Source organism: Microcoleus sp. B5-D4 (assembly GCF_036705145.1).
GTDB lineage: Bacteria > Cyanobacteriota > Cyanobacteriia > Cyanobacteriales > Microcoleaceae > Microcoleus.
This window is the reverse complement of sequence record NZ_JAUBTV010000018.1, coordinates 1-23438: the sequence shown is the minus strand read 5'-3', so window position 1 is coordinate 23438 and position 23438 is coordinate 1. Positions and strand designations below refer to the sequence as shown.

Below are 23438 nucleotides of genomic sequence, written 5' to 3'. Positions count from 1 at the left end.
TTCATTAAAAAAAATTATCCAAAATGCTTGAGACTTGCGATATAACATTCTTAACACCCTTCCTTCCATCTAAAATCTAAAATCTAAAATCTAAAATCCCATGACTCGCCACCTTCTCAAAGCTAACTGCAAAACCGTACACTTGGGCGGTTTCTCTCCGAAGCTAGAACCTGCTTTAACTGTCGATTCGGGCGATCGCATCGATATCGAAACCTATTCAGGATATTATGTTGCTGACAAAGCGCCGCCCGAATTTCTCACCCCCGAATTTTTAGATATTTGTCAGAATTTGCCCCCCAACCGCAAAGTTGGGCCGGGGCCCCACTTGCTGACAGGCCCGATTTATGTTAACAACGCCGAACCGGGAGACGTTTTAGAAATTCACATTGAGGATGTTTACCCAAGTTTGCCAGTAGGATTTAATGCAATTCGCGCCGGATGGGGAGCTTTACCTGAGTATTTCCCCGAACCTAAATTGCGGTTTATTCCGCTAGATTTAGAGCAAAAAACTGCTGAATTTCCCACAGGTAGCGGCATTCGGATTCCCCTGCATCCTTTTTTTGGAATTATCGGCGTGGCTAATGCACAAATCAACCGTTCTTCTATTCCTCCAGAGCGCTACGGCGGCAATATGGACAATCAGGAACTGCAACCAGGAACGCGGTTATTTTTACCTGTTTTTCTGCGCGGCGGTTTACTGTCCATTGGCGACGGACATTCGGCACAAGGAGATGGTGAAGTTGACGGTACTGCGATTGAAACTTCGATGAACGGGACTATTCAAATCATCTTACGCAAGGATTTATTTCTGATATTTCCGTTTGCGGAAACGCCCACTCATATTGTGATTATGGGATTTGGTAGAACATTAGATGAAGCGTTTGAGATGGCTGTAAAACAGACGGTTTATTGGCTGCAAAAGTTTGCAGGTTTCAAAGAGGAAGATGCTTATGTTTTGTGTTCGCTTGCGGTAAATTTTCGGATTACGCAGGCTGTTAACAATCCTCAAAAAGGAGTTCACGGAATGATTCCCAAGTGTATTCTGCTCGATGTGAACATTATTGACCACCGAGTTTGAGGTAATATGATAACACACGAGCGACCAAAAAATTACGATCGCGATCGCACAAACTACACAAATTTGTCACTGCTGTGGTCGATCAGGATCGCGTTCCTGTTGACAATTAAGCTTAAAATGGGATAAGTTACCAGTTCTACCTAAATCGAGCTCAACATGAAAAACCAGACTGACGATGTTGCCAAAAAAGATTTAGTCGATCGAGCTTTTGGGAGTGCAGCAATACCAGATCCGACAGCGTGGGTGCACGAACATTATTTTCTGGCTAATTTCGCCGATACTCTGGCCCTCATCCAAGAACATATGTCTGATGACAGTTGCGACATCGGCGAGAATGGTGACTCTGGCGAGGGAATCTTATCGATCGATGCCAAAATTAGAGATATGTTGAGAGCTACTTTTAGCGACGACGGCTGGCAGTATGTCGAAAGTTTATTGTGAGTTTGGTAAAATCCCTAAGTATTTGTACGTTCATCACTTTAGAGCGTAAGTTATACCAGTTTAAAAAAAGAATCCAACTTTCGGCAGGTGATCTAAACCATTAGATCATCCGTTATTCCCAATCCTTTAATCTCAAATCTCAAATAATATCAATTTCCTCCCTCAACGCAGACTCGCAACTCAGAATAGCTGGGTGCATTTCCACCCCCAGTTTCAGTAAACTTGACCTATTGTGATGTAGGATACTTTAGATGGGCGGGAAATTACTGTCACTAGGAATTTCGATCGATCGCAAAAAAGCCGCACTTTCTTCGGGCAAAGCAGTATTGATAAACATCCCGCTGCCCAACTCAAATCCAGCTTGCTTGGTGACTCTGGGAATAATTGCGATATACCAGTGAAAGTATTTTGTTCCCCCTTCGGCGATCGGTGCCGATCGAATATTATAGTTGTAATCAGGATTGTTCAATCCGTAATAAAGCTTAGCTAGTACAGTTCTCAAAGTATCAGCAAGATCCGTAATTTCCCCATCAGTAATTTCATCAAAGGAAGAGGAATGTCGGCGCGGAAAAATCCAAGTGTGAAACGGTGAAAGTGCAGCGTAAGGGATAAAAGCCACAAAATGTTCACTCTCACAAATCACTCTTTCTCTCGCCGCTAATTCATCTTCCAAAGTCCGGCAAAACAGACATTCTCCCGTGTCATCAAAATATCTAATAGCTTCGTCGATGCGGCTGCGAAATTGGCTGGGTACAACGGGCGTCGCTGCTATCTGCGAGTGGGGGTGTTCGAGAGAAGTTCCGGCAGTTTCTCCGTGATTTTTGAAGATAATAATTGTTTCAATGTGGGGATTTTTTCTAATTTCTACATAACGCTGGCGGTATACTAAAAGTATGTTGGCAACTTCTTCAACGCTCAACAAAGCTGTCGTCAAATCGTGTCGCGGGTGTTCGACAATTACTTCGTGCACGCCGATTCCCGCCATCGTGCGGTGAATTCCCGATGATATCCTCATCCATTTTGCTGTCGGGGAGAGGGCGGGATATTTGTTGCAAATTGCCCTGACTTTCCAGCCAGCGCGTGAAGCGAAGCTATCCCGTAGGGAATCGCCCAAACGGCAAGTTTCTAAGGTTCCGTCTTCCTCATTTCCCACGCAAAACGGGCAATCGGCGCGGTGCGGTGGCACTACGGTGGCCGACTTTTTTTTGTTAGCGAATTGATCCGGTCTTGTCGCCCGTTCGGTGGCGATGATTACCCAATCTCTGGTAATTAAATTTTGTCTAAGTTCAGACACTTTTTTACCTTCAGTTTCCGGGTCAAATTGTCTCTTATTTTAGATAAATATGTGTACTCTGTCAGTGTCTGATTGCAGACTTTTAACAAATCTTGATATCTAATTCCGAAGGTATTAAGTCGGTTGTCATGAGTAAAATTTTACCCAACATCAGACTGACGGTATCTAAAGCGTTAGACATCAATCTATTTGTTACGGCCTAGATTACCCGGAGTACCAATGAAAGCAATTAAAGTAATGGCATCAAGTTAAGTCTGCTTCGTCGGATTATGGGCGTGCTGTTTTCATGTAATCCTAAATCACACTTATAGTGTGTAGATTTTGGAGTGCACTCACCGATATCTTGCTCGTGTGGCAAAAAATCCAGAGCTAAAAAAATTTGGAGAGCAAGTTCGCAGGCTAAGGACATCAAAGGGCTTTTCCCAAGAAAAGTTAGCAGAACTAGCCGGACTGCACCGCAACTACATTGGTGGTATTGAGCGGGGTGAGCGAAACATAGCTCTATTAAACATTTTGCGGTTAGCAAAAGCTCTAGGAGTATCGCCAAGCGAACTATTGCAGGAAATAGAGTAAATGCAATCACCCTATACCGGACTTCCTGTCGAAGATTGGGAAGAGAAGACACGAGAACTCATAGATCGACACCCACTAGATCCACAAGAAATTTATGACGTGGTTATTCAAGTTTGGAGTGAAATTTTTCAATCCAGCATAACCAGCAGAGGCTACAGAATAGGAATAAATTTATTCCCAACTCCCCAAATTATGGGATTTTTTTTACATGAACTAATCCCATTAGAACTCGCCAGCAAATACCCCGGAATTTGGCGGCGCGATCACAGTACCCTCGAAAAAGATATTGTTTACATCCCGAACAATAATTTCTCAATTGAAATTAAAACTTCTTCAAGTAGTCGTAACACTTACGGCAATCGCAGTTATGCTCAACAAAGCGCCCTAGGAGCAAAGCCGAAAAAAGACAAGTCCGGCTATTACCTTGTAGTTAATTTCCAGAAATTCAATCCCAAAATGGCAAGCGTGCAAACTCTAAATATTAATTTAGTTAGATTTGGATGGATAGATCGAGAAGATTGGCAAGGGCAAACAGCAGCCACTGGTCAGCAAGCTAAATTAAGCCCTGATGTAGAGCGATATAAGTTGCTGCAATTGCCTATTTAGCAATATTTACCATCTTTAAAATAAAGATAATTGAGCTTCGCTAATCTGCTTTTGTCTTAGAAAATCATCAATTCGGTTGGCAGCTAAATCGCAGTATTCCTGACAGATATCAAATCCGATAATAGTGCGCTGCAAATCTAAAGCAACAACCGCCGTAGTTCCTGAACCCAAAAAAGGGTCTAAAATGATTTCATTTGGGTTGGATGAAGCTTTGATGATTCGCTGTATAACAGCACTTGGAAATTGAGCGGGGTGAGAGGTTCGCTCTTTTGATGCTCTATTTTTACCAGAAGTTACCTTCGGGAATTCCCAAACATCAGTCGGATTTTTGCCTTGGGAGTTGACTTTAATTTTTCCATTCTTTTTTTGATTAGGATATTTTACATTTGGATCGCGCACATCATCTAGGTTAAATGTATAGTCTTTATGGTTTTTAACATACCAAAGAAACTTTTCATTGCGCGGTGAAAAGAACTTACTACCAGCAACCCCAGCGCCATAGTGCCAGATAACTTCTTGGATTAGGTAAAAAGGAATTTTGTCCCAAAGTAGATAGGGAATGGGGATAGCTTTAGCTTGATTGGGAATTGATAGATACCCCAAGTTGAGCCAGAAAGCGCCGTTAGGAAGGATGAGCCTATAATTTTCACTTATCCAGCTTTCACACCAGTTTAAATATTTATCTAGTGGTAGTGTTTTTTCGTATTCTTTGCCAATGTTATAGGGGGGACTGGTCACAGTAAGGTTGACGCATTCATCAGGGAGCTTGGACATTGCTTCTAAGCAGTCCATCTGATAAATGAGGCAGTTTGGCGCGTGGAAGTAGGGTTTGCCTAAAAAATTCACTATATCAGTTATAAGCATGATAAAATTTATGATGGTATAAATCTATATTGGCACAAATTTGCCGTTTTTAATGATTAACTCAGGGAGTAATTAAATCATGTGTACTTCCTTAATTCGTCTTCCTGAATTCCCAAACATCATGCCAACTGCAACTGCACATTCTGCAACTTGCAAATCGCTTTCAACACTTGCGCCAACAAGATCGATCGCTCTGGGTCAATCAAATTCAATTCCGGTAAAATCTGATAAGTACAAGGATTTCCCCGCGTCAGATACACAAACTGATAGTTACGTCCATTCGTCGTCAATCCCCAAACAGACGATTGCTGCTGCAAACTTTTATAAGCATAAGTCAGCAATTGTGGCAAACCGGCCCAAGGATCGATCGCACTATTTTTCGCCTCCACTACCAAAATCCAAAACTGTGCCGCCGCTATGTCTGCATCCGGCTGATTTACCGCTAAGACATCCAAGCGGCCTTTAATTAAAGTATCCTCATCCTCAACCTCGATGGGGATGCTATCTTCCATTGTCAGCACCACAGGAACTTTAAAAAATCCCGTTAATCTCATTAACGGTGAAAGTGACAAAAACTTAACCAATTCTTCAGAAACCTTTCCCACTTCTAGATAGCGCCAAAAGTCATTGCTGATTTGCAATAATTCCTGCTGTTCAAAATCCGTCAGAGGTTCCAGAGAGAAAAAATCAGTAAAACCTCCTCCTGTTTGTCTTTCCAATTTGAGAAGGCGACGAACGTCATTTAGCGAGAGTTGACTTGCTTCTAAATTTTGCGTCATGGCTTTAGTGCGATCGGCTGTTAATGTCAATTATAAAAGCATTACCATCGAATTTGTTATGATATAATCATACCAGATATCGCTCCTGTAAATCGGGTAGATTGTATGAAAGCAATTAAAGTGATGGCAACGATCGACGATCTAGGACAATTGTGCGTTGGTGAACCGCTCAAGTTATATCGCAACAGCCGAGCCGAAGTAATTGTGCTGGTTCCCGAAGGAACAGACATTAATAAAGAGAAGCAATCTCATGAAGCCAACCACCAAACCACGCAACTTGAAGACTATTTCAGCTTCCTAAGACCTGACGATATTCGGCTCAAAGGTTCTCGCATTGGCATCGAAACCATTCTCTATGAATACCTATTTCGCGCTCGAACTCCCGAAGAAATCGCTAACATTTATACATCGCTCACCCTCGAACAAGTTTATGCGACCATTTTGTACTACCTGCACAACAAAGAAGCAGTCGGTAAATACATAACCGAATGGCTGGAATGGGGCGATAAAATGCGAGAAGAACAACGTCGCAATCCTCCTCCAGTGACTGAAAAACTCCGCAAATTAAAAGCAGAAAGAGATGCAAGGAGAAAAGTGGATGTCAATCCAGTATCTCTTTGATGAAAATGTCGATCCTGCGTAGGTCAATCAAATTCGCAGACGCAATCCCGATATGGTTGTTCTAGGAGTGGGAGAACTAACAGCACCTTCCAAAGGGACTCTCGATCCAGAAATTCTTATTTGGTGCGAAATCCACAATTTCATTCTTGTTACCAACAACCGCCGCTCTATGCCCGTTCATTTAACAGATCATTTAGAGCAAAATCGCCATATACCAGGAATCTTTATCCTGAATTTCAAGCTGAGTATCGGTCAAAATATTGAACTACTGCTTCTGATTTATGAAGCATCATTTGATAATGAGTACCAAGATAGAATTTACAATTTACCAGTGCTATAATTTCTAAGACAGTCCCAACATTTACAAATTTCCCCAAAGTCTTAAGGAAAATAAACATACTTTTGCCCCAACTTATGCAAACAATAGTTAAAAAGACTAACCGAAGTTAAAGTTAAAAGCAATGTCGCAAGATACCATCGAATCAATTCTGCATGAAAAACGCCTCTTTCAGCCGCCCGCTGAATTCTCTCAAAAAGCTCACATCAAAAGCCTAGAAGAATACCAAGCCCTCTACGACAAAGCCAAAGCTGACCCCCAAGCCTTCTGGGCAGAACTCGCCGCCCAAGAATTGCACTGGTTCCAAAACTGGGATACCGTGCTCGACTGGCAGCCGCCTGTTGCTAAATGGTTTGTCAACGGTAAAATTAATATTTCTTACAATTGTCTCGATCGCCACTTAACCACTTGGCGCAAAAATAAAGCCGCCCTGATTTGGGAAGGCGAACCGGGAGACTCCCGCACCCTCACCTACGCGCAACTCCACCGCGAAGTCTGCCAAATGGCGAACGTCATCAAACAATTGGGAGTCCAAAAGGGCGATCGCGTCGGCATTTATATGCCCATGATTCCCGAAGCTGCGATCGCCATGCTAGCCTGCGCCAGAATCGGTGCAGTACACAGCGTTGTTTTTGGCGGTTTTAGTGCAGAAGCTTTGCGCGATCGACTCAACGACGGCCAAGCAAAACTCGTCATCACCGCTGACGGTGGCTTCCGCAAAGATACCGCCGTCGGCCTCAAAACACAAGTAGACAAAGCATTAGCAAATAATGCCACACCCAGCGTTACCAACGTTCTCGTAGTTCAGCGCACCAAACAGAAAATTGACATGGAACCAGGGCGCGATCATTGGTGGCACGATTTGCAAAAAGGTGCATCGGCAAATTGTCCAGCCGAACCGATGGACAGCGAAGATATGCTGTTCGTACTCTACACCAGTGGCAGTACCGGAAAACCGAAAGGAGTCGTCCATACAACCGGTGGTTATAACCTTTATACCCACATGACAACCAAATGGATATTCGACCTTCAAGATACCGATGTTTACTGGTGTACTGCTGATGTCGGCTGGATTACTGGACACAGTTATATTGTCTACGGGCCGCTGTCCAACGGTGCGACAACTTTAATGTATGAAGGTGCTCCTCGCCCTTCAAATCCTGGCTGTTTTTGGGATGTAATTGAAAAATACGGCGTCACCGTTTTCTATACTGCACCCACCGCAATTCGCACCTTTATGAAAATGGGCGAACACTTGCCGAATGCCAGAGATTTGTCATCTTTACGATTGTTAGGAACCGTCGGCGAACCGATCAATCCCGAAGCTTGGATGTGGTATCAACGAGTAATTGGGAAGTCGAATTGTCCGATCGTCGATACTTGGTGGCAAACAGAAACCGGGGGAATTATGATTACCGCTTTGCCCGGTGCAATTCCTACAAAACCCGGTTCTGCAACCCTACCGTTCCCCGGAATTGTGGCTGATGTTGTTGACCAAGATGGCGAACCAGTAACTAACGAAAGCGGCGGTTATTTAGTGGTGAAACATCCTTGGCCGGGAATGATGCGGACACTTTACAACGATGCCGATCGCTTCCGCCGCACTTATTGGGAATATTTGCACCCGAAAGATGGCGAGTTTGTGTACTTTGCAGGGGACGGCGCGCACAAGGACAAAGACGGTTATTTCTGGGTAATGGGCCGCGTTGACGATGTAATTAATGTGGCCGGACACCGACTCGGCACAATGGAAGTCGAGTCAGCTTTGGTATCGCATCCAGCCGTGGCGGAAGCTGCGGTTGTTGGTAAACCGGATGAGATTAAAGGTGAGGAAATTGTGGCTTTTGTCACGCTGGACAACTCGCAGCAACCTAGCGATGAATTGGCTAAGGAATTGAAGCAGCACGTTGTTAAGGAAATTGGGGCGATCGCCCGTCCCGGCGAAATTCGATTTACTGATGCTTTGCCGAAGACTCGAAGCGGGAAGATTATGCGCCGATTGCTGCGTTCTTTGGCGGCGGGACAAGAGGTTTCTGGGGATACTTCGACTTTGGAAGATCGGACTGTTTTGGATAAGTTGCGGGGAGGTGCGTAGGGGGATTTTTTAACCGCAGATGTAGGCAGATTAACGCGGATGAATGCTGATGTAATTTTATCGGCGTTCATCTGCGGTTTAATTGTTAAATATGAGCTACAATCAACATAACTTCTGGACTGGATCTGAGCGCGATGCCTCCACTACTTAGCAAAACCACAGATCAGCGAATTGTTCATCATGGAATGTGGGAACGGTTTAAATTTATCCAAAAAGGCTTTGAAGGCTCCCCTAGAGTGCGACTATTTTACTATGATGGGACGATCGAGATTCTGATGCCTGGAGAAGACCACGAAACTTTGGCTCATGTTATCGGTTACTTAGTGACTACTTTTCTCGTCGAACAGGGAATTTTCTTCAAGCCCACAGGGGCAATGACGCAGGAAAGATCGGGAGTTGTCTCTGTGCAAGCAGACGAATCCTACTGCATTGGGAGTGTAAAACCAATTCCCGATTTGTCGATCGAAGTTGTCTTTACCAGTGGAGGAATCAGTAAGTTAGAGCGCTATAAAGCTTTGGGTGTTCCAGAGGTTTGGTTTTGGGAAGATGGATTACTGAAGATATATCATCTCCAAGATGGTAGCTATGAAAATAGCGATCGCAGTCAGCTACCCGGACTCAACAACCTCGATCTCGATTTGATGAAACGCTGTATTTTAATGGCGGAAACTGATGCTGGGGAAGCTATTAGAGCGTTCCGTCGAGAGATGTAGCCGATCGCAATTTAGCAAATTATGTATGACGGTAGCCGCCAATAGACGGTCAGTATTTTGATGCCATCAGTTTCTCATTAAAAAAGCAGTGCTTGGCAAATTATATCAACAGTTTTTAGATGAACAGAGCTACCCATTCAATCCCTACATTTGACTCAATGCTCTTGCCCACAATTCAGGCTCTACAAATGCTGGGTGGATCGGGAACTACTGAAGAGATTTATGACCGAGTAGCCCAGATTCTCAACTTACCTAACGAGGTGCTGGATATCCCACATGGAAACAAATCCCAGAGTGCTGTTGAGTATCGACTTGGTTGGAGTCGTACTTACTTGAAAAAATACGGGCTTTTACAAAATTCCTCACGTGGCGTGTGGTCTTTAGTTTCAACATCTATAGATTTTGATATTCTGGATGCAAAAGAAATTGTCAAGGTGGTTCGAGAGACTGACAAGAAAAAGGTGATGTCGCCAGATAATTTAAACGCAAATGTTGGAGCAGTTGAAAATTTAGAAGAAGTTGCATGGCATCAGCAGCTTCATCAAATACTGCTATCACTAGAACCTTCTGCATTTGAGCGTTTGGCACAGCGCCTACTACGTGAATCAGGCTTTATACAAGTACAGGTTACAGGTAAGTCCGCCGATGGTGGAATTGATGGTGTAGGTATTGCCCGTATTAGTGGTTTCTTGAGCTTTCATGTTCTGTTTCAGTGCAAGCGCTATCAGGGTTCGGTTACGGCGAGTCAAATTAGAGACTTCCGTGGGGCAATGCAGGGACGAACCGACAAAGGTTTATTCATTACAACTGGAACATTTACCAGAGATGCTGTCAAAGAAGCAACACGAGATGGCGCACCCCCAATAGATTTGATTGATGGTGAGCAGTTAGTTCAACGACTAAAAGAGTTGGGGCTTGGTGTCAAGATAAAAATGATTGAGTCTGTGGAAGTGGATGCTAATTGGTTTACAAAGATTTAAGCTTCTATTGTGAAGCGATCGATCTTCAGTCAATCGCAAGCAATATTTGAGCATGGGTGCAGCGATGCCTGCATACTACAGTTAGGCGATCGCTCTTTTGTTATCAAAGATTCATGGATAGACCAACAACAGCTTATTTACCGCGCCACAGATGAACCGCATCTGGGTTAATTTGCGACCTTACCTGTAGCCAATCCTCTAACAAGTAGTCATCATCAACTGCTTCAGAATGCTGTTCGTCTTTGAGAATTGCTAAGACGTGCACTCCTGACGGATAGTTGACATGGCGGATTTCTGGGTCATATCCTAAGTCTTGAATTTTTGCTAAAATGCGATCGACAGCACCGGCAACAGTCAGATCGACGGCAAGAATAATTTGACCGAGTTTAGCACCAGGTTTTACACATTCTAGAACAGCCATTACTCTTTCTCCTTGTAGTTGCGGTTTAAGATAATTGCATCATTATTTGCTATTATATAACCATGAAGTCTAATATTACTCGTGTTGTTCTATGCCTGCTTTAGACCTGTACCACAATACAGTCAAAAAATCTCTCATCAATGATGGGTGGATAATTACTCACGATCCTCTCCATCTGAAATGGGGAAAAAAAGATATGTATGTGGATCTGGGAGCAAAACAGGTACTCGCAGCAGAACGAGGAGAACAGAAAATTGCTGTGGAAGTCAAAAGCTTTGTCAGCGATTCAGAAATGCAGGACTTGAGAGAGGCGATCGGACAATTTACTATTTATCGATCTGTGCTTCAGAGAACTTATCCAGAACATACGCTTTATCTGGCTGTTCGCGATATCACCTATGAATCTCTATTTGAAGAACCGATCGGTCAATTAATGATTGAAGATGAAAAGCTCAAGCTGATTGTATTCGACCCAAATCAAGAGGCGATCGTAAAATGGATACTTTAGCTAACTTTAGAAACACGATTAAAACCGTTCTCGAACCTTACACAAAAATTCCTTACTCTCATGGCGATATAATTTGTAAAGCCGTGTTTGATGAAAAATCTGATTGTTACCTGCTAGTTACTTTAGGCTGGGATAAAGCCAAACGAATTCACGGCTGTTTGGTTCATATAGATATTATTGATGATAAGATTTGGGTACAGCGAGATGAGACAGAATACGGCGTGACAAAAGAACTTGTAGCGGCTGGAATTTCCAAGGATTCCATTGTTTTAGGTTTTCATCCCGCAGATGTCAGACCTCATACAGGTTATGCAGTTGTGTAGTTAATGAATTATTTGGCTCATCTATTCTTATCAAAAGGCACGCCAGAATCCCTGATTGGCAACCTCTTAGGAGATTTTGTCAAAGGTTCGGCTGTCAACCTTTATCCCGATGAAATTAGAAAAGGCATCGATTTGCACCGCAAAGTAGATAGCTACACCGACTCTCACCCAATAGTGCGATCGAGTAAAAGCCTTGTTTGCGCCGAGAGACGCAGGTTTGCTGGAGTTTTGATTGACGTGTTTTACGACCACTTCTTGGCTAAAAATTGGCTGGAATATTCAGAAATTCCCCTCCGCGATTTTTCTTGCCATGTGTATAAACTCCTGCAAGACAACCGCGATATATTGCCTGAATCTCTCCAGCGGCTGCTGCCAACAATAATTGCGCGCGACTTGCTTTCATCTTATCAGGACATCGCCGAAATCGGCATCACTCTTACAAGAATGTCGGCCCGAATAAAGCGGACAAATAACTTGGCAAGCGGCATAGAAGATTTGACAGCTAACTATCAGCGATTAGAATCCGATTTTCGAGATTTTTTCCCCGACTTGATAAAATACGCCACACTTGACAAATATTAATACAAACAACAAAAATTACAGTTGCTATTGATAGCGAACTCGTGTATGATTCAACCGATACCTGTATGAAATCTCAAGTGCAACAGGGTTCAAAATATGGCAACCAGAATTCCGAACCTACAAATAACTAAAGTAGTTGATGGCGACAGCATCAAAATTTCTCTCAACGGCAAAACCGAGTCTCTGCGGCTGATTTGCGTCGATACAGAAGAAAGTCATCCGGGAGGCTCCAAACCTGTAACTGCGGCGGGGAAAGCAGGTACGGAAATGGCTAAAAAATACTTTGCGACAGCAGATGGCGGACTTGCTCAAATTGACATAGAATTTGATACAGACGATTCGGTTGAAGTGGCTCTACAAAAACACCGCGACAACTACGGGCGTCTCCTCTGTTACGTACATAAAGACGGAGAAAATTACAATCTTAAACTGATTGAAGAAGGCTGGAGTCCCTACTTCGTCAAATACGGGCGCTCCAGATTGTATCACCGACAAATGACTGAGGCAGAATCGGCAGCTAAAGCTTACAATCTGATGATTTGGAATCCGATTATCAATGCCAAAATTCCCTCTCGCAACTATGCTAATTTACTGCCTTGGTGGTCGATGCGAGGCTCGATTGTTGAAGAGTTTCGGTTGTCGGAAGCAACCGCAGGAGCGCTTTCTTTGAGGTTGGACTACCCGAAAATATTAGCTGCTTCTGAAAAAGCTAAATCTATTACTATTTTCTGCGATTTGCAGGCTGGTATTAATAAATGGATCGGCGGAAGCGCTCTGATTTATGCTGGCTCAGTTTATCATAAATTAGATTTGTGGATACCGGATGCTGAAACTGATGAAAGAGCTCCATTGAAGCGGCTAATCGAGAAGCGTTATGCGGGTCTGGGACGGGGATATGTGTATGTCAGTGGGAAGGTAGAACAGTACAAAGGGAAGCCTCAAATAGTTTTGAAGGATATCAAACAACTTTCAGACTTTCCCCCACAAAAGTGAATTTTACATAAATTTAATTGCAGGACAAATGGAACGATGAAGACTGTTCTGCGGGGAAGGCTATTAAATTTTGGGCGCTTCCCTACCGCAACGGGCTCGCACGCGCGTTCGGGATAGCTTGGCTTCACGCATTTTTGAAAATTTAAGTAGCATTATGGTTGACAATCCAAAATTATTGTGTTTTTTTTATAAGGCTAAATCAATTCATACTATAATAGTATAATCGCAACTCTGTAGCTGCCAATAGCTGCGACATCCATTCAAACTCCAGAAATTTAAAAGCTATGTGCCAATTACTGGGAATGAACTGCAATGTTCCGACAGATATTTGCTTTTCTTTTGAGGGTTTTTCTGCAAGAGGTGGCAGAACAGACGTTCATCAAGACGGTTGGGGAATTGCTTTCTTTGAAGGTTTGGGATGTCGCCTTTTTATAGACTCAAAACCTGCGATTGCTTCTCCGGTGGCAGAAGTAGTGCGTCGCTATCCCATTCATTCAACTAACGTGATTGCTCACATCCGCAAAGCTACGCAAGGCGAAATTGCTCTGGAAAACTGCCACCCTTTTATTCGGGAACTTTGGGGACGTTATTGGGTGTTTGCTCACAACGGAAATCTCGAAAATTTTTATCCAGAATGTGCCGGAGTTTACAAACCCGTTGGCAAAACAGACAGCGAAAAAGCATTCTGTTTGATATTAGAAAAGCTACGCTCTAATTTTCCTCAAAGTAAGCCTGCTTTAGCGGAAATTTACCCTGTTCTGGAGGAAATTACTAAAACTTTGGCAGAACACGGAATTTTTAATTATTTACTTTCCGATGGAGAACACTTGTTCACCCACTGTTCTACTAATCTGCATTATATTGTGCGACAAGCACCTTTTGCTAGCGCTCACTCGATCGACGAAGATGTAACAGTCGATTTCCGGGAATTGACCAACGAGGGCGATCGCGTGGCTGTTATTGCCACTTTTCCGCTGACAGATAACGAAGTTTGGACGCAAATTCAGCCGGGAGAATTGCTGGTATTTCAGGATGGTTTGCCGGTCAATTCTGGACGGCTGGAGTTAAGTTACGAGACTTAAACAAATTTAAAGCCTAAACAGAGCATCGAACCTGCTAAATGACCAGCTTTCCAGCTTGATTGATGAAGCCAGATTTGTCATTGCGCTTGACAGCGGCTAAGCCTTCGGAAAAACTGCCTACAGCGGAAACTTAGGGGCGATCGCCCACTAGCCTGTTTGATTGATGTATCCGCACCCTTTTGAAGCCCTAACTGCTGCTAAACCTTCATTAAATGAGCCGGGGTTGCACAATTTGATGATGATTCTTGTGAGGTGTCTCGCCTTCAGTGAAAATACACCTGACTGGCTACCATATCCCATCCCACAAAACAATCAAAATCATGCCGCAATTATCCAAGGGCTTCTACTTTCCCCGAAGTGACAACAGAGGGATTAATTCTGTTGAACAGCCGCTAGAATTTGTCCGGCTGTCACCGTTTGCCCCTTTTCACAAAACAACTCGGCAACAGTGCCCGCCACATCAGCAGTAATAGCAATTTCCATTTTCATCGCTTCCAAAATTAACAGCCGATCGCCCTCTGCAACCGCATCTCCCACATTAACTAGCACCTGCCAAACATTGGCCGAAACGTGAGCGACAACTGCCTCACAGCCGATCGGCAAAGTAACCTCCGCCGCTGTTTCAGAACCCGCATCCGCCGAGGATTCTGTGGCAGATTCAGCCTCAAATTCCCCGGATGCGGCCCAGCGATCGCGCTCTGCATTAAATGCGGTCTGCTGCTGCGCTTTAAATTCAGCCGCACTGCCCGCAATAGAATGCAAAAACTCATTGTATTCTCTCAAATTAAAAGTGATTTTCTCAACCTTTAATTTAAACTTCCCTTCGATAAATGCTTCCCGACAGCGGTGCAATTCCTCATGAGAAACCGGATAAAATCGGATTTGGTCAAAAAAGCGCAAAAGCCAAGGTTTACCAGACTGGAAATCCGCCGTTTGTTTGAACCGATTCCACATTTGCACCGTGCGGCCGACAAATTGATAACCTCCGGGCCCTTCCATCCCGTAAACGCACAAATACGCGCCGCCAATGCCAACTGCATTTTCAGGAGTCCAAGTGCGGGCGGGATTGTATTTAGTAGTAACCAAACGGTGGCGCGGATCGAGGGGAGTTGCGACGGGCGCGCCTAAATAAACGTCTCCCAAACCCATCACTAAATAGCTAGCATTAAATACGATTTCTCTGACTTGTTCGATGCTGTCAAGCCCGTTTATGCGGCGAATAAACTCAATATTGCTGGGACACCAAGGTGCATCCGATCGCACAGACTGCATATATTTTTCAATGGCCAACAGCGTCGATTCATCTTCCCAAGATAAAGGCAAGTGCACAATTCGCGCCGGCACTTCCAAATCCTCGATCGCCGGAAGTTCCGCCTCCGCCGCAATCAGCGCCTGCATTAGCTGCTGTTGCGAAATCTGGCGGCCCTCAAAGTGAATTTGGAGCGATCGCATTCCCGGCACTAATTCGATAACACCAGGCAACGGATTTGCTTTCAACTGTTCCATCAATGCGTGCGCCCGAAAACGCAAATTTAAATCCAGCACCAACGGGCCGTATTCAACTAGAATATATTTATCCCCAGCTTGACGGTAAGTAACAGCAACCTGTCCGGGAGATTCGGGAATTTCGTGCAAAATAGGAGAAGCGGGAACTGCAGGCAATTCCTCCGCATTTTCCCCAAAAACAGGCAAGCAAAAAGTAGCAATTTGCCTATTTTGTGCTAATTCCCGCTGCAAAGCTTCAGCAAAACTCAAACAGTGAAAGCGAATGCTGTCCCCCGGTTTTAGTTGCCCGATTTTCCACAATTCCGACTGCACAATAGTAGCAGGACAGACAAAACCTCCCAAACTCGGGCCGTCAAGACCGAGAATTACAGGCATATCGCCCGTAAAATCGATCGTGCCGATCGCGTAAGCATTATCGTGAATGTTAGACGGGTGCAAACCCGCTTCTCCCCCGTCTTGACGCGCCCAGGTGGGCTTCGGGCCGATCAGCCGAATGCCCGTCCGCGTCGAGTTATAATGCACCTGCCATTCTGTAGAGAAAAACATTTCAATGTCTGACTCAGTAAAGAAATCCGGCGCGCCGTGAGGCCCGTACAAAACACCAATTTCCCAATTATTGCTGTAGGTGGGAATGAGTTCCGGAGGCAAAGATATTTCCGCTTCCAGAGTTGCAGTTTGGTTGAGTTTTAACACATCTCCCGGACGCAGCGTGCGGCCCGCGTGTCCGCCAAATTTGCCCAGTACAAAAGTTGATTTGCTGCCCAAATAATCGGGGACATTCAAGCCGTGCTTTACCGCTAAATAAGTGCGGTAGCCGCCGCCTTGAATGGCTTTTAACTTGAGGATGCTGCCAGCTTTTACGGGAATTGCCGTCCAAAACGGCACCGATTCGCCGTTTAGCGTTCCCTTCATAGTTGCACCAGTCAAACTAATAACTGTATCGGCATTAAAGCGCAGAGTTGGGCCTGTCGCTGTGAATTCTAATCCTGCTGTAGATTCGGGATTTCCTACTAAACGATTTGCAGATCGAAATGCCAGATGATCCATCGGCCCAGAAGGCGGCACGCCCACATCCCAATAGCCAATGCGCCCCGGATAATCCTGAATGCTGCTGTAGGTGCCCCCATCCAATACATCGATCGTTAAAGGTGCGTATTCAAAAGAGTTTAAAAAGCGCGTGTTCAGTTCGCCCCGGCTGAATCGGGAATCGTCCAAAATCTGGCGGAGGTAATCTAAATTAGTTTCAATTCCCGCTATTTCACTGGCATCTAAAGCAGCTTTCAGTTGAGCGAGCGCCTGGGTTCGATTATCCCCGCAAACGATTACTTTGGCTAGCAGCGGATCGTAAAAAGGAGTTACCTCAGTTCCGGTTTCTATCCAACTGTCGCAGCGGACGTTTTCGGGAAACGCAACTTGATTCAGCAACCCGGAACTCGGCTGAAAATTCTTGCCGGCATCTTCCGCATAAATTCGCACCTCAATTGAGTGTCCCTGCGGTCGATAGCGGTACTCTTCCAGGGGGAACAAATCTCCCGAAGCCTGTTTTACCATCCACTCAACGAGGTCGATGTTGTTGACAGCTTCAGTAACGCCGTGTTCGACTTGCAAGCGCGTGTTGACTTCCAAAAAATAAAACAGTTTCGCATCGACATCAAATACAAATTCAACAGTACCGGCTGACTGGTAATTTACCGCTTTTCCCAACCGCACTGCTGCACTGTACAACTGATTTCGCTGTTCGTCGGTAATAGCAGGGGCGGGGGTTTCTTCTATTACTTTTTGATTGCGCCGCTGCACCGAACAATCTCGCTCGCCCAAGGCTATGACATTGCCTTTGCCATCTCCAAAGATTTGGACTTCAATGTGTCTAGCTGTTTGAATGTATTTCTCTAAAAAAACGCCGCTTTGTTTAAAATTGCTTTGACTCAAACGCTGTACTTTTTCAAAGGCTTCTGCTAAATCTCGATCGCCAAAACAAGCCTGCAAACCGATGCCGCCTCCGCCTGCGGTACTTTTGAGCATCACCGGATAGCCGATCGCCCCAGCCGCTTTTTGGGCATCCTCCAAACTTGCTAAAAGTTCGCTTCCGGGAGTTAGCGGCACTTGATTTGCAGCGGCTATTTCCCGCGCGGTGTGCTTCAATCCAAAGCAGCGCAACTGACTCGGAGTCGGGCCGATAAATGCAATATTTTCGCTTGCACAAGCTTCGGCAAATTCAGCATTTTCGCTCAAAAAGCCGTAACCCGGATGGATAGCTTGAGCTTTTGTTTGGCGCGCAACTTCGAGAATGCGATCGAACCGCAAATAACTCTCGGCTGCGGCGGCTGCACCGATACAAACAGCTTCGGTGGCGGCGAAAACGTGTTTGGCGTGGGCATCGGCTTCCGAATATACTGCTACCGAAGCAATTTGGAGGCGATCGAGGGTGCGGATAATTCGGCAGGCAATTTCACCGCGATTTGCAATCAAAACTTTGTTAAACATTTAGGTAATTGGGAATTGGGAATTGCTAATGGCAGGGGTTCAGAAACCGGGTTTTTTCCTAAATCTTGGTGAGGATACAAAAATCATCGCAGAAACCCGGTTTCTTGGACTTGGGGCAGGGGCTCAGAAACCGGGTTTCTTCCTAAATCTGGGTGAGGATGCCAAAATCATCGCAGAAACCCGGTTTCTTGGACTTGGGGCAGGGGCTCAGAAACCGGGTTTTTAACCAAAATAATTGCTTAAAACTTTCAATCTCGGTTAAAAACCCGGTTTCTTTATTCGGAGTGCGTAAGTCCTAATAATTAGATATTTTCAGATTACACAGAATCCCAAACAATCAACTGAATCGGCGTAGGATTGTAAGCATTGCAAGGATTGTTCATTTGCGGGCAATTAGAAATAGCAACCAGCGCGTTCATTTCGGCTCGCAAATCAACTGTACTTCCCGGATCGGAGATGCCGTCAACAATTTCAAGCGTGCCATCTTCGCTAACCGGAACATTCATAAAGAAGTTGATATTGCTGACTAAATCTCGCTTCCCCAAACCGTAGGGAAGAATTGCGGCGATGAAATTTTCTACACAGGCGTGCTGGTATTTTTTATCGAGTCCAAACCGCACCGAATTGCTCTCGCAGCTACAGGCGCCGCCGGAGGTATCGTGCCGCCCGCAGGAGTCCGCAATTATGGTCATAATGGCTCGCCCTTCATTAGAAATGAGTTGGCTGTTTGTAGTGACAAAGATGTTGCCTTGATTGACGATCGTATCGGGGGCGCTGTAGCGTTCGGAAGGGTCATCGGCATTGTAAACTAAAAAATCTACTGCTTGATTTCCGCCTAAATCTACAATACGAAGAATCTCTCCTTTTTTGATGACGCGAGACCAGGGATGTCTGGCCGGTAAGACTTCGTTATAAATGGCAGTTTTTGGATCGAGAATTTGTTGAGTAGTTGCAGTCATGGTTCACTTTTTGTGATGGAATTGCAGAATTTTTTACCGCCGATTGATGCGGACAAGATTGAGTGCTGGAATCGCGTCTATTGCACGAACAAAGCATCGGTGTTGATGAAGCCGCGCACGACTTCCTGGTTGGCGGTGCGGCACAAGTCGTCTGGTGCGGGTGCGGGGGATTTCACAATCTGAATTTGGATGGGTTTTGGATCGTAAATTGAACCCGGATGCAGGATGTGGGGACAGTTAGAGATAATGGTCAATACGTTCATTTCTGCTCGCAAATCGATAAAACTACCCGGTTTCTCGCAGCCTTCGCGAAACTCCATCGTGCCGTCTGGTTTGACGGCAATGCGAGTAAATAAGTTGAGGTTGGGCATGATATCTTTTTTGCCCAATCCCCACCGAGTTAGGGCTTTGAGGAAGTTGTCGCGGGAGTTTTTCCAGTCTCCTTCGCCGTATTTTTTGGCATTGCTAATGGCGTTGCTGCATCCTCCTAGCAAATCGTGACAGCCGGAGGTGTCTTGGGTGATAGAAAATAGGATGCGCCCCATGTCTGTGTAAAGCACCATGCCTTGTTTGAGAAAGGCGTTGAATTGAATTTTGGCGGTGTCTGCTGCGTTGAAACGTTCGATCGCATTGTCGGCGTTGTAGCACAGCATGGAAACGCCGCGAGAGCCTTCTAAATCGGTGATTCGCAGGGTGTTTCCCCGCTTGATGACCCCCGACCAGTACGCGCCGCCGGGTACGGTTTCTTCGACTAATACTAGGCTTGAATCAATTTCTGAGTTTGTGTCGATCGATGATAGTTGCACCATAAGTTCCTCTTGATGTATTTGGGTAGGTCAGCGAAATAAAACAATAGTATTTTGTAGCGGCACAACCCGCCCTCTCCCAAAGTAATATTTATTTCCACTGATATTTTGCACCATTCTCAAGAACGGGCTCTTCGGCCCGTTCCACAAAACTCAATTTTATTGTAGAACGGGCCGAAGAGCCCGTTCCTAAATAGGTAATTGACAATGGTGCAAGATGTTAAGTTTCCACTTAGTTAGGTTTGCCGTTGTACTGTTGGCGCGGGTGCAAAAAGTGCAACTACAAACCTATTTCTATTTAAGCAGCCATTGCAACTGCTTCCTGTCCGTGTTTCCGCATCAAATCCATGAGTTCGTCGCGGTAATCGTGGAATTTGGCGTGGCGTTTAATGCTGGGAGTGCGATCGGGCAAATTAATCGACATTTCCTTTCTCACTGTACCTGGACGAGCGCCCAAAGCATAAATCCGATTGGAAAGAAACACCGCTTCTTCGACATCGTGGGTAATCATAAAGATTGTAATCTGAGTGCGGCGCCACAAATCGAGCATAAATTCGTGCATCGATTCTTTGGTGTGGATGTCCAAGGCGCCGAAAGGTTCATCCATTAATAATACTTTAGGTTCAGAAGCGAGGGCGCGGGCGATCGCCACCCGCTGTTTCATCCCGCCCGACAATTCCTTCGGCAGCGACGAAGCAAACTGCGTCAATCCTACCACATTCAAATAATAGCTCGCTTGTTCGCGTCGCTTTTTCTTGGAAACGCCTTGAAGTTTGAGGCCAAACTCGGCATTTTCCTGCACGTTCATCCAAGGATAAAGAGTGTAATGCTGAAATACCATACCTCGATCTGGCCCAGGCGAAACAACTTCCTTGCCGTCAATTTTCACTTCCCCTGTTGTCGGCTTGTCCAATCCCGCAATCTGCCTCAAAAGAGTAGATTTGCCCGAACCCGATGCGCCTACCGCGCAGATAAATTCGCCTTGCTTGATGCTCATATTGATGTCCTTGAGGACAACTAATTTACCTTTTTTCGTTTCAAAGTTTTTGTGCAGATTGTTGATTTGTAGAAACATGAGTTTATCCTCTGTATTGTAAGTAAAAACTGAATTTGTTTATTCCCAAAGCTTATCAAGCTTAGCAATCAAAACGATAGGTATCGAGTCTTTCAATCTTAGGTTGATAGGGCTGCGTTCTTCCATCTTCCTGACATCCGTTACATCCGTTACATAATCCGTTGCCGAACTTCCTTCTTCCTTCAACATCTGCTTACTGTTTCTGACTTGACCATTTACAAGAAACCCGCAGCAGATATTGAAAAAGCAAGTCAAAAGTCAGTCCGATCGCCCCAATGACAATCAGCCCCACAAAAATTTCATCGGTTCGCAGAAATCGACCGGCGACGCTGATCCGGCGGCCTAAGCCTTCGGTGGCGGCAATCAATTCCGAGACGATTACCAATTGCCAAGCCGCAGCTAAGTTGATGCGGCTAGCATCAAGAATTCCCGGCAAAACGTGGGGAAAAATAACTTGAGTTAGGATTTCCCAGCGATTCCCACCCAACATATAAGTAGATTCGATCAAGTCTTTTGGAACAAACTTGACTGTATCCATCACCATCAGCGAATTGAAGAAAAAGACGCCGATAAATATCAGCATTATTTTGGGTTCTTCGCCGATTCCCAAGTAGAGAATTAGCAAGGGAATGAATGCTGGTGCGGGCATATATCGCATCAAGCCGAACATGGGTTCCAGCAAGGCGCGAATACTGGGAAAGCTGCCCATCAGCACGCCAATTGGTATGGAAAAAACCAAGGCGAACAGAAAGCCCACTCCCACCCGCCACAAACTCGCTACTGTGTCTTTCAAAAGTTCGCGAGTGTTCCACAGCCGACCAAATGCCTCTAAAACTTTGCCGGGGGAAGGCAAAAATTTGGGGTCTACGTTGGCGAAGGTTGTTACTAGCCACCACAGCAGCAGCGGCAGTGCGATCGATGTTACCGTTAACCCAATATTGAGGGGTTGTGGTATCTCTTCCGCAATCCGCCAGAAAACGGTGGGATTTAGGCTTTTTTGCTTGAGGTGGGATTGGATCGATCGCGGTTCGGGATTTGGTGGCATGATTTAATTGCAGAATGGTTGAGCGAGTAATTTGAGTAGCTTTGGGAAATTTTTTAAAGGAATATTTGTGAAACTTTATTGTGTCTGCCCAATCGTAAATTCTGCATTCTAGCTTTTACCTTCTGAATAAGCTTTTATAAAACGATCATCAAATAATGTGCTGATATCGGGTTGGCTTTTTGCTAAATTTACATCGACGAGAAATTTAGTCATTTCAGCCGCTGCAAACTGCAATGATGTCATGTCATTTCCCGGTTGAAAGGCTTTCAAGTTTTCCTCGATCGTAAATATCTTAGTGCCGTTTTCATATTCTTTGTATTCGTCAACGCTAACTCCGGCGCGGTTGGCGAGAATCTCGTAAGATTTCTCTTTATTTGATTTCATGTATTCCAATGTTGCAAACCATGAATTGACCAGGGCTTGCACTCGATCGGGGTGTTCGCCAATAAACTTTCGCGTGAATACCAAGTGGTCGGAAATCGCCCCCGGAAAATCTTTGGAACTAAACAGTTCCTTGCTGTTCGCTCGTTTTAATGCTTGCGTGGTAAATGGCGCAAATACTGCCACCGCATCGACTTGCCCTCCGACGAAAGCCGCCGCAGCTTTGCCGGTTTCCAGCGGTACAAATTGAATGTCTTGCACTGATAAACCTGCTCTTCTCAGCCCTAACAGCAATAGAAAGTGATCGACAGTACCCTCCTCTGCGGCAACTTTTTTGCCTTTCAAATCGGCAACGGAATTGATGCCTTCGGCGACAATCACTTTGTCATTTCCCGTCGAGTTGTCGTTGACTAAAACAATTACTTGGTCGGCGCCGCCTGATATAGAGTTTACGGTATCGCCGAGGGTTTGGCTGTTAGCATCTATCTGTCCTGCTGTGAGGGTGCTGATCGATTCTAAGTAGCCGTCAAACCATTTTAAGTCTACAGGAACATTGTTGGCTTCAAATATCTTTTGTTCTTTGGCAATTTGCCAAGGAAACCAGCCGGGCCACGCGCTGAATCCGAGGCGAACTGCGTTAGCACTTACTGAAGAAGCTGCTTCGGTTTCTGTGGTTGTTTTGATATAAATTGCCGGGTTGACGCAGCCGACAGCGAAAAGCAAGGTGATGAAAAATATGGCGCAGTAGGATAAGGGCGAGCGCGTTATTTTTGGGGAGCAATATCGGATATTCATAGCATATTCTGGTTGCTGGTTAAGTAGGTAGGCGCTGTAAAACACAATTATGTCAAGGATTGTAAAGTATCCTTAGCCCTAAGCGTGGCTAAGTTAG

The 23438-nt window shown here is 45.0% G+C and carries 25 protein-coding genes and 1 pseudogene; 14 read left to right on the top strand and 12 right to left on the bottom strand.

The annotated features are described in order from the left end of the window. Positions 1–100 precede the first annotated feature (100 nt). Positions 101–1078, top strand: a complete 978-nt coding sequence (locus QUB10_RS11345; protein WP_333202108.1) for an acetamidase/formamidase family protein — start codon at positions 101–103, stop codon at positions 1076–1078. A gap of 156 nt (positions 1079–1234) precedes the next feature. Next, positions 1235–1519 carry a hypothetical protein gene (locus QUB10_RS11340; protein ID WP_333202107.1) on the top strand — a complete coding sequence of 95 codons (285 nt, stop codon included), beginning with the start codon at positions 1235–1237 and terminating at the stop codon, positions 1517–1519. Between the two features lie 247 nt (positions 1520–1766). On the opposite strand, the gene galT is transcribed toward QUB10_RS11340, so the two are convergent. Further along, complete coding sequence (gene galT, locus QUB10_RS11335; protein ID WP_333202105.1) at positions 1767–2813, bottom strand: galactose-1-phosphate uridylyltransferase; 1047 nt, start codon at positions 2811–2813, stop codon at positions 1767–1769. Between the two features lie 351 nt (positions 2814–3164). Here galT and QUB10_RS11330 point away from each other — a divergent pair, with 351 nt between their 5' ends. Both QUB10_RS11330 and QUB10_RS11325 read left to right on the top strand, forming a co-directional pair. Then, positions 3165–3386: a helix-turn-helix transcriptional regulator gene (locus QUB10_RS11330; protein ID WP_333145260.1), complete on the top strand. Its 222-nt coding sequence runs from the start codon at positions 3165–3167 to the stop codon at positions 3384–3386. Continuing rightward, on the top strand, positions 3387–3992 hold the full coding sequence (locus QUB10_RS11325) for a ScaI family restriction endonuclease (RefSeq protein ID WP_333202103.1): 606 nt from the start codon (positions 3387–3389) through the stop codon (positions 3990–3992). It abuts the gene before it with no gap. 15 nt (positions 3993–4007) lie between these two features. Here QUB10_RS11325 and QUB10_RS11320 read toward each other — a convergent pair whose 3' ends face one another. Together QUB10_RS11320 and QUB10_RS11315 are read right to left on the bottom strand one after the other, a co-directional pair. Then, positions 4008–4784 carry a site-specific DNA-methyltransferase gene (locus QUB10_RS11320; protein ID WP_333202101.1) on the bottom strand — a complete coding sequence of 259 codons (777 nt, stop codon included), beginning with the start codon at positions 4782–4784 and terminating at the stop codon, positions 4008–4010. Positions 4785–4975: 191 nt separating this feature from the next. Then, positions 4976–5635: a restriction endonuclease subunit R gene (locus tag QUB10_RS11315; protein WP_333202234.1), complete on the bottom strand. Its 660-nt coding sequence runs from the start codon at positions 5633–5635 to the stop codon at positions 4976–4978. A 105-nt stretch (positions 5636–5740) separates the two neighbouring features. Between QUB10_RS11315 and QUB10_RS11310 the strand changes: the two genes are divergently transcribed. The 5 genes from QUB10_RS11310 to QUB10_RS11290 all read left to right on the top strand — a co-directional run bounded on the left by QUB10_RS11310 (position 5741) and on the right by QUB10_RS11290 (position 10381). Continuing rightward, positions 5741–6256: a DUF433 domain-containing protein gene (locus QUB10_RS11310; protein ID WP_445300746.1), complete on the top strand. Its 516-nt coding sequence runs from the start codon at positions 5741–5743 to the stop codon at positions 6254–6256. 52 nt (positions 6257–6308) lie between these two features. Next, a complete protein-coding gene (locus tag QUB10_RS11305; RefSeq protein ID WP_333202100.1) occupies positions 6309–6596 on the top strand; it encodes a hypothetical protein in 288 nt (95 codons plus the stop codon). Positions 6597–6717: 121 nt separating this feature from the next. Then, positions 6718–8688, top strand: coding sequence for an acetate--CoA ligase (gene acs / locus QUB10_RS11300; RefSeq protein ID WP_333202098.1), 1971 nt, complete (start codon positions 6718–6720; stop codon positions 8686–8688). 134 nt (positions 8689–8822) lie between these two features. Further along, entirely contained in the window at positions 8823–9401 is a 579-nt protein-coding gene (locus QUB10_RS11295) for a Uma2 family endonuclease (RefSeq protein ID WP_333202096.1), read from the top strand. A gap of 119 nt (positions 9402–9520) precedes the next feature. After that, positions 9521–10381 carry a restriction endonuclease gene (locus QUB10_RS11290; protein ID WP_333202094.1) on the top strand — a complete coding sequence of 287 codons (861 nt, stop codon included), beginning with the start codon at positions 9521–9523 and terminating at the stop codon, positions 10379–10381. Positions 10382–10514: 133 nt separating this feature from the next. Here QUB10_RS11290 and QUB10_RS11285 read toward each other — a convergent pair whose 3' ends face one another. Next, positions 10515–10802 (bottom strand): hypothetical protein, encoded by a 288-nt coding sequence (locus QUB10_RS11285; protein ID WP_333202092.1) that lies wholly within the window; start codon positions 10800–10802, stop codon positions 10515–10517. A 91-nt stretch (positions 10803–10893) separates the two neighbouring features. On the opposite strand from QUB10_RS11285, the gene QUB10_RS11280 reads away from it, so the two are divergent. From QUB10_RS11280 to QUB10_RS11260, 5 genes are all read left to right on the top strand, one after another. Then, positions 10894–11310 (top strand): element excision factor XisH family protein, encoded by a 417-nt coding sequence (locus tag QUB10_RS11280; RefSeq protein WP_333202090.1) that lies wholly within the window; start codon positions 10894–10896, stop codon positions 11308–11310. After that, a complete protein-coding gene (locus tag QUB10_RS11275; protein ID WP_333202089.1) occupies positions 11298–11633 on the top strand; it encodes a XisI protein in 336 nt (111 codons plus the stop codon). The genes QUB10_RS11280 and QUB10_RS11275 overlap by 13 nt, the downstream gene beginning before the upstream one ends. 3 nt (positions 11634–11636) lie before the next feature. Then, positions 11637–12215, top strand: coding sequence for an ACP phosphodiesterase (locus QUB10_RS11270; protein WP_333202087.1), 579 nt, complete (start codon positions 11637–11639; stop codon positions 12213–12215). A 96-nt stretch (positions 12216–12311) separates the two neighbouring features. Then, entirely contained in the window at positions 12312–13208 is an 897-nt protein-coding gene (locus QUB10_RS11265) for a thermonuclease family protein (protein WP_333202085.1), read from the top strand. Between the two features lie 284 nt (positions 13209–13492). Further along, positions 13493–14290: a class II glutamine amidotransferase gene (locus QUB10_RS11260; RefSeq protein ID WP_333202083.1), complete on the top strand. Its 798-nt coding sequence runs from the start codon at positions 13493–13495 to the stop codon at positions 14288–14290. Between the two features lie 34 nt (positions 14291–14324). Here QUB10_RS11260 and QUB10_RS34220 read toward each other — a convergent pair. The 8 genes and pseudogenes from QUB10_RS34220 to QUB10_RS11225 form a co-directional block, all read right to left on the bottom strand. Further along, positions 14325–14411 (bottom strand): annotated as a pseudogene (locus tag QUB10_RS34220) (WG repeat-containing protein); the annotation flags it as partial. A 251-nt stretch (positions 14412–14662) separates the two neighbouring features. Next, a complete protein-coding gene (gene uca / locus QUB10_RS11255) occupies positions 14663–18280 on the bottom strand; it encodes an urea carboxylase (RefSeq protein WP_333202081.1) in 3618 nt (1205 codons plus the stop codon). A gap of 317 nt (positions 18281–18597) precedes the next feature. Further along, positions 18598–19239 carry an urea amidolyase associated protein UAAP2 gene (locus QUB10_RS11250; protein WP_333202079.1) on the bottom strand — a complete coding sequence of 214 codons (642 nt, stop codon included), beginning with the start codon at positions 19237–19239 and terminating at the stop codon, positions 18598–18600. A gap of 77 nt (positions 19240–19316) precedes the next feature. Next, a complete protein-coding gene (locus QUB10_RS11245; protein WP_333202077.1) occupies positions 19317–20048 on the bottom strand; it encodes an urea amidolyase associated protein UAAP1 in 732 nt (243 codons plus the stop codon). Between the two features lie 295 nt (positions 20049–20343). Continuing rightward, the gene (locus QUB10_RS11240; RefSeq protein WP_333081668.1) at positions 20344–21120 is read right to left on the bottom strand and encodes an ABC transporter ATP-binding protein; all 777 of its coding nucleotides are present in this window, start codon (positions 21118–21120) and stop codon (positions 20344–20346) included. 39 nt (positions 21121–21159) lie between these two features. Continuing rightward, positions 21160–21309: a hypothetical protein gene (locus QUB10_RS11235; protein ID WP_333202075.1), complete on the bottom strand. Its 150-nt coding sequence runs from the start codon at positions 21307–21309 to the stop codon at positions 21160–21162. 4 nt (positions 21310–21313) lie between these two features. After that, positions 21314–22165 (bottom strand): ABC transporter permease, encoded by an 852-nt coding sequence (locus tag QUB10_RS11230; RefSeq protein ID WP_172186088.1) that lies wholly within the window; start codon positions 22163–22165, stop codon positions 21314–21316. Between the two features lie 108 nt (positions 22166–22273). Continuing rightward, complete coding sequence (locus QUB10_RS11225) at positions 22274–23341, bottom strand: ABC transporter substrate-binding protein (protein ID WP_333202073.1); 1068 nt, start codon at positions 23339–23341, stop codon at positions 22274–22276. Positions 23342–23438 lie beyond the last annotated feature (97 nt).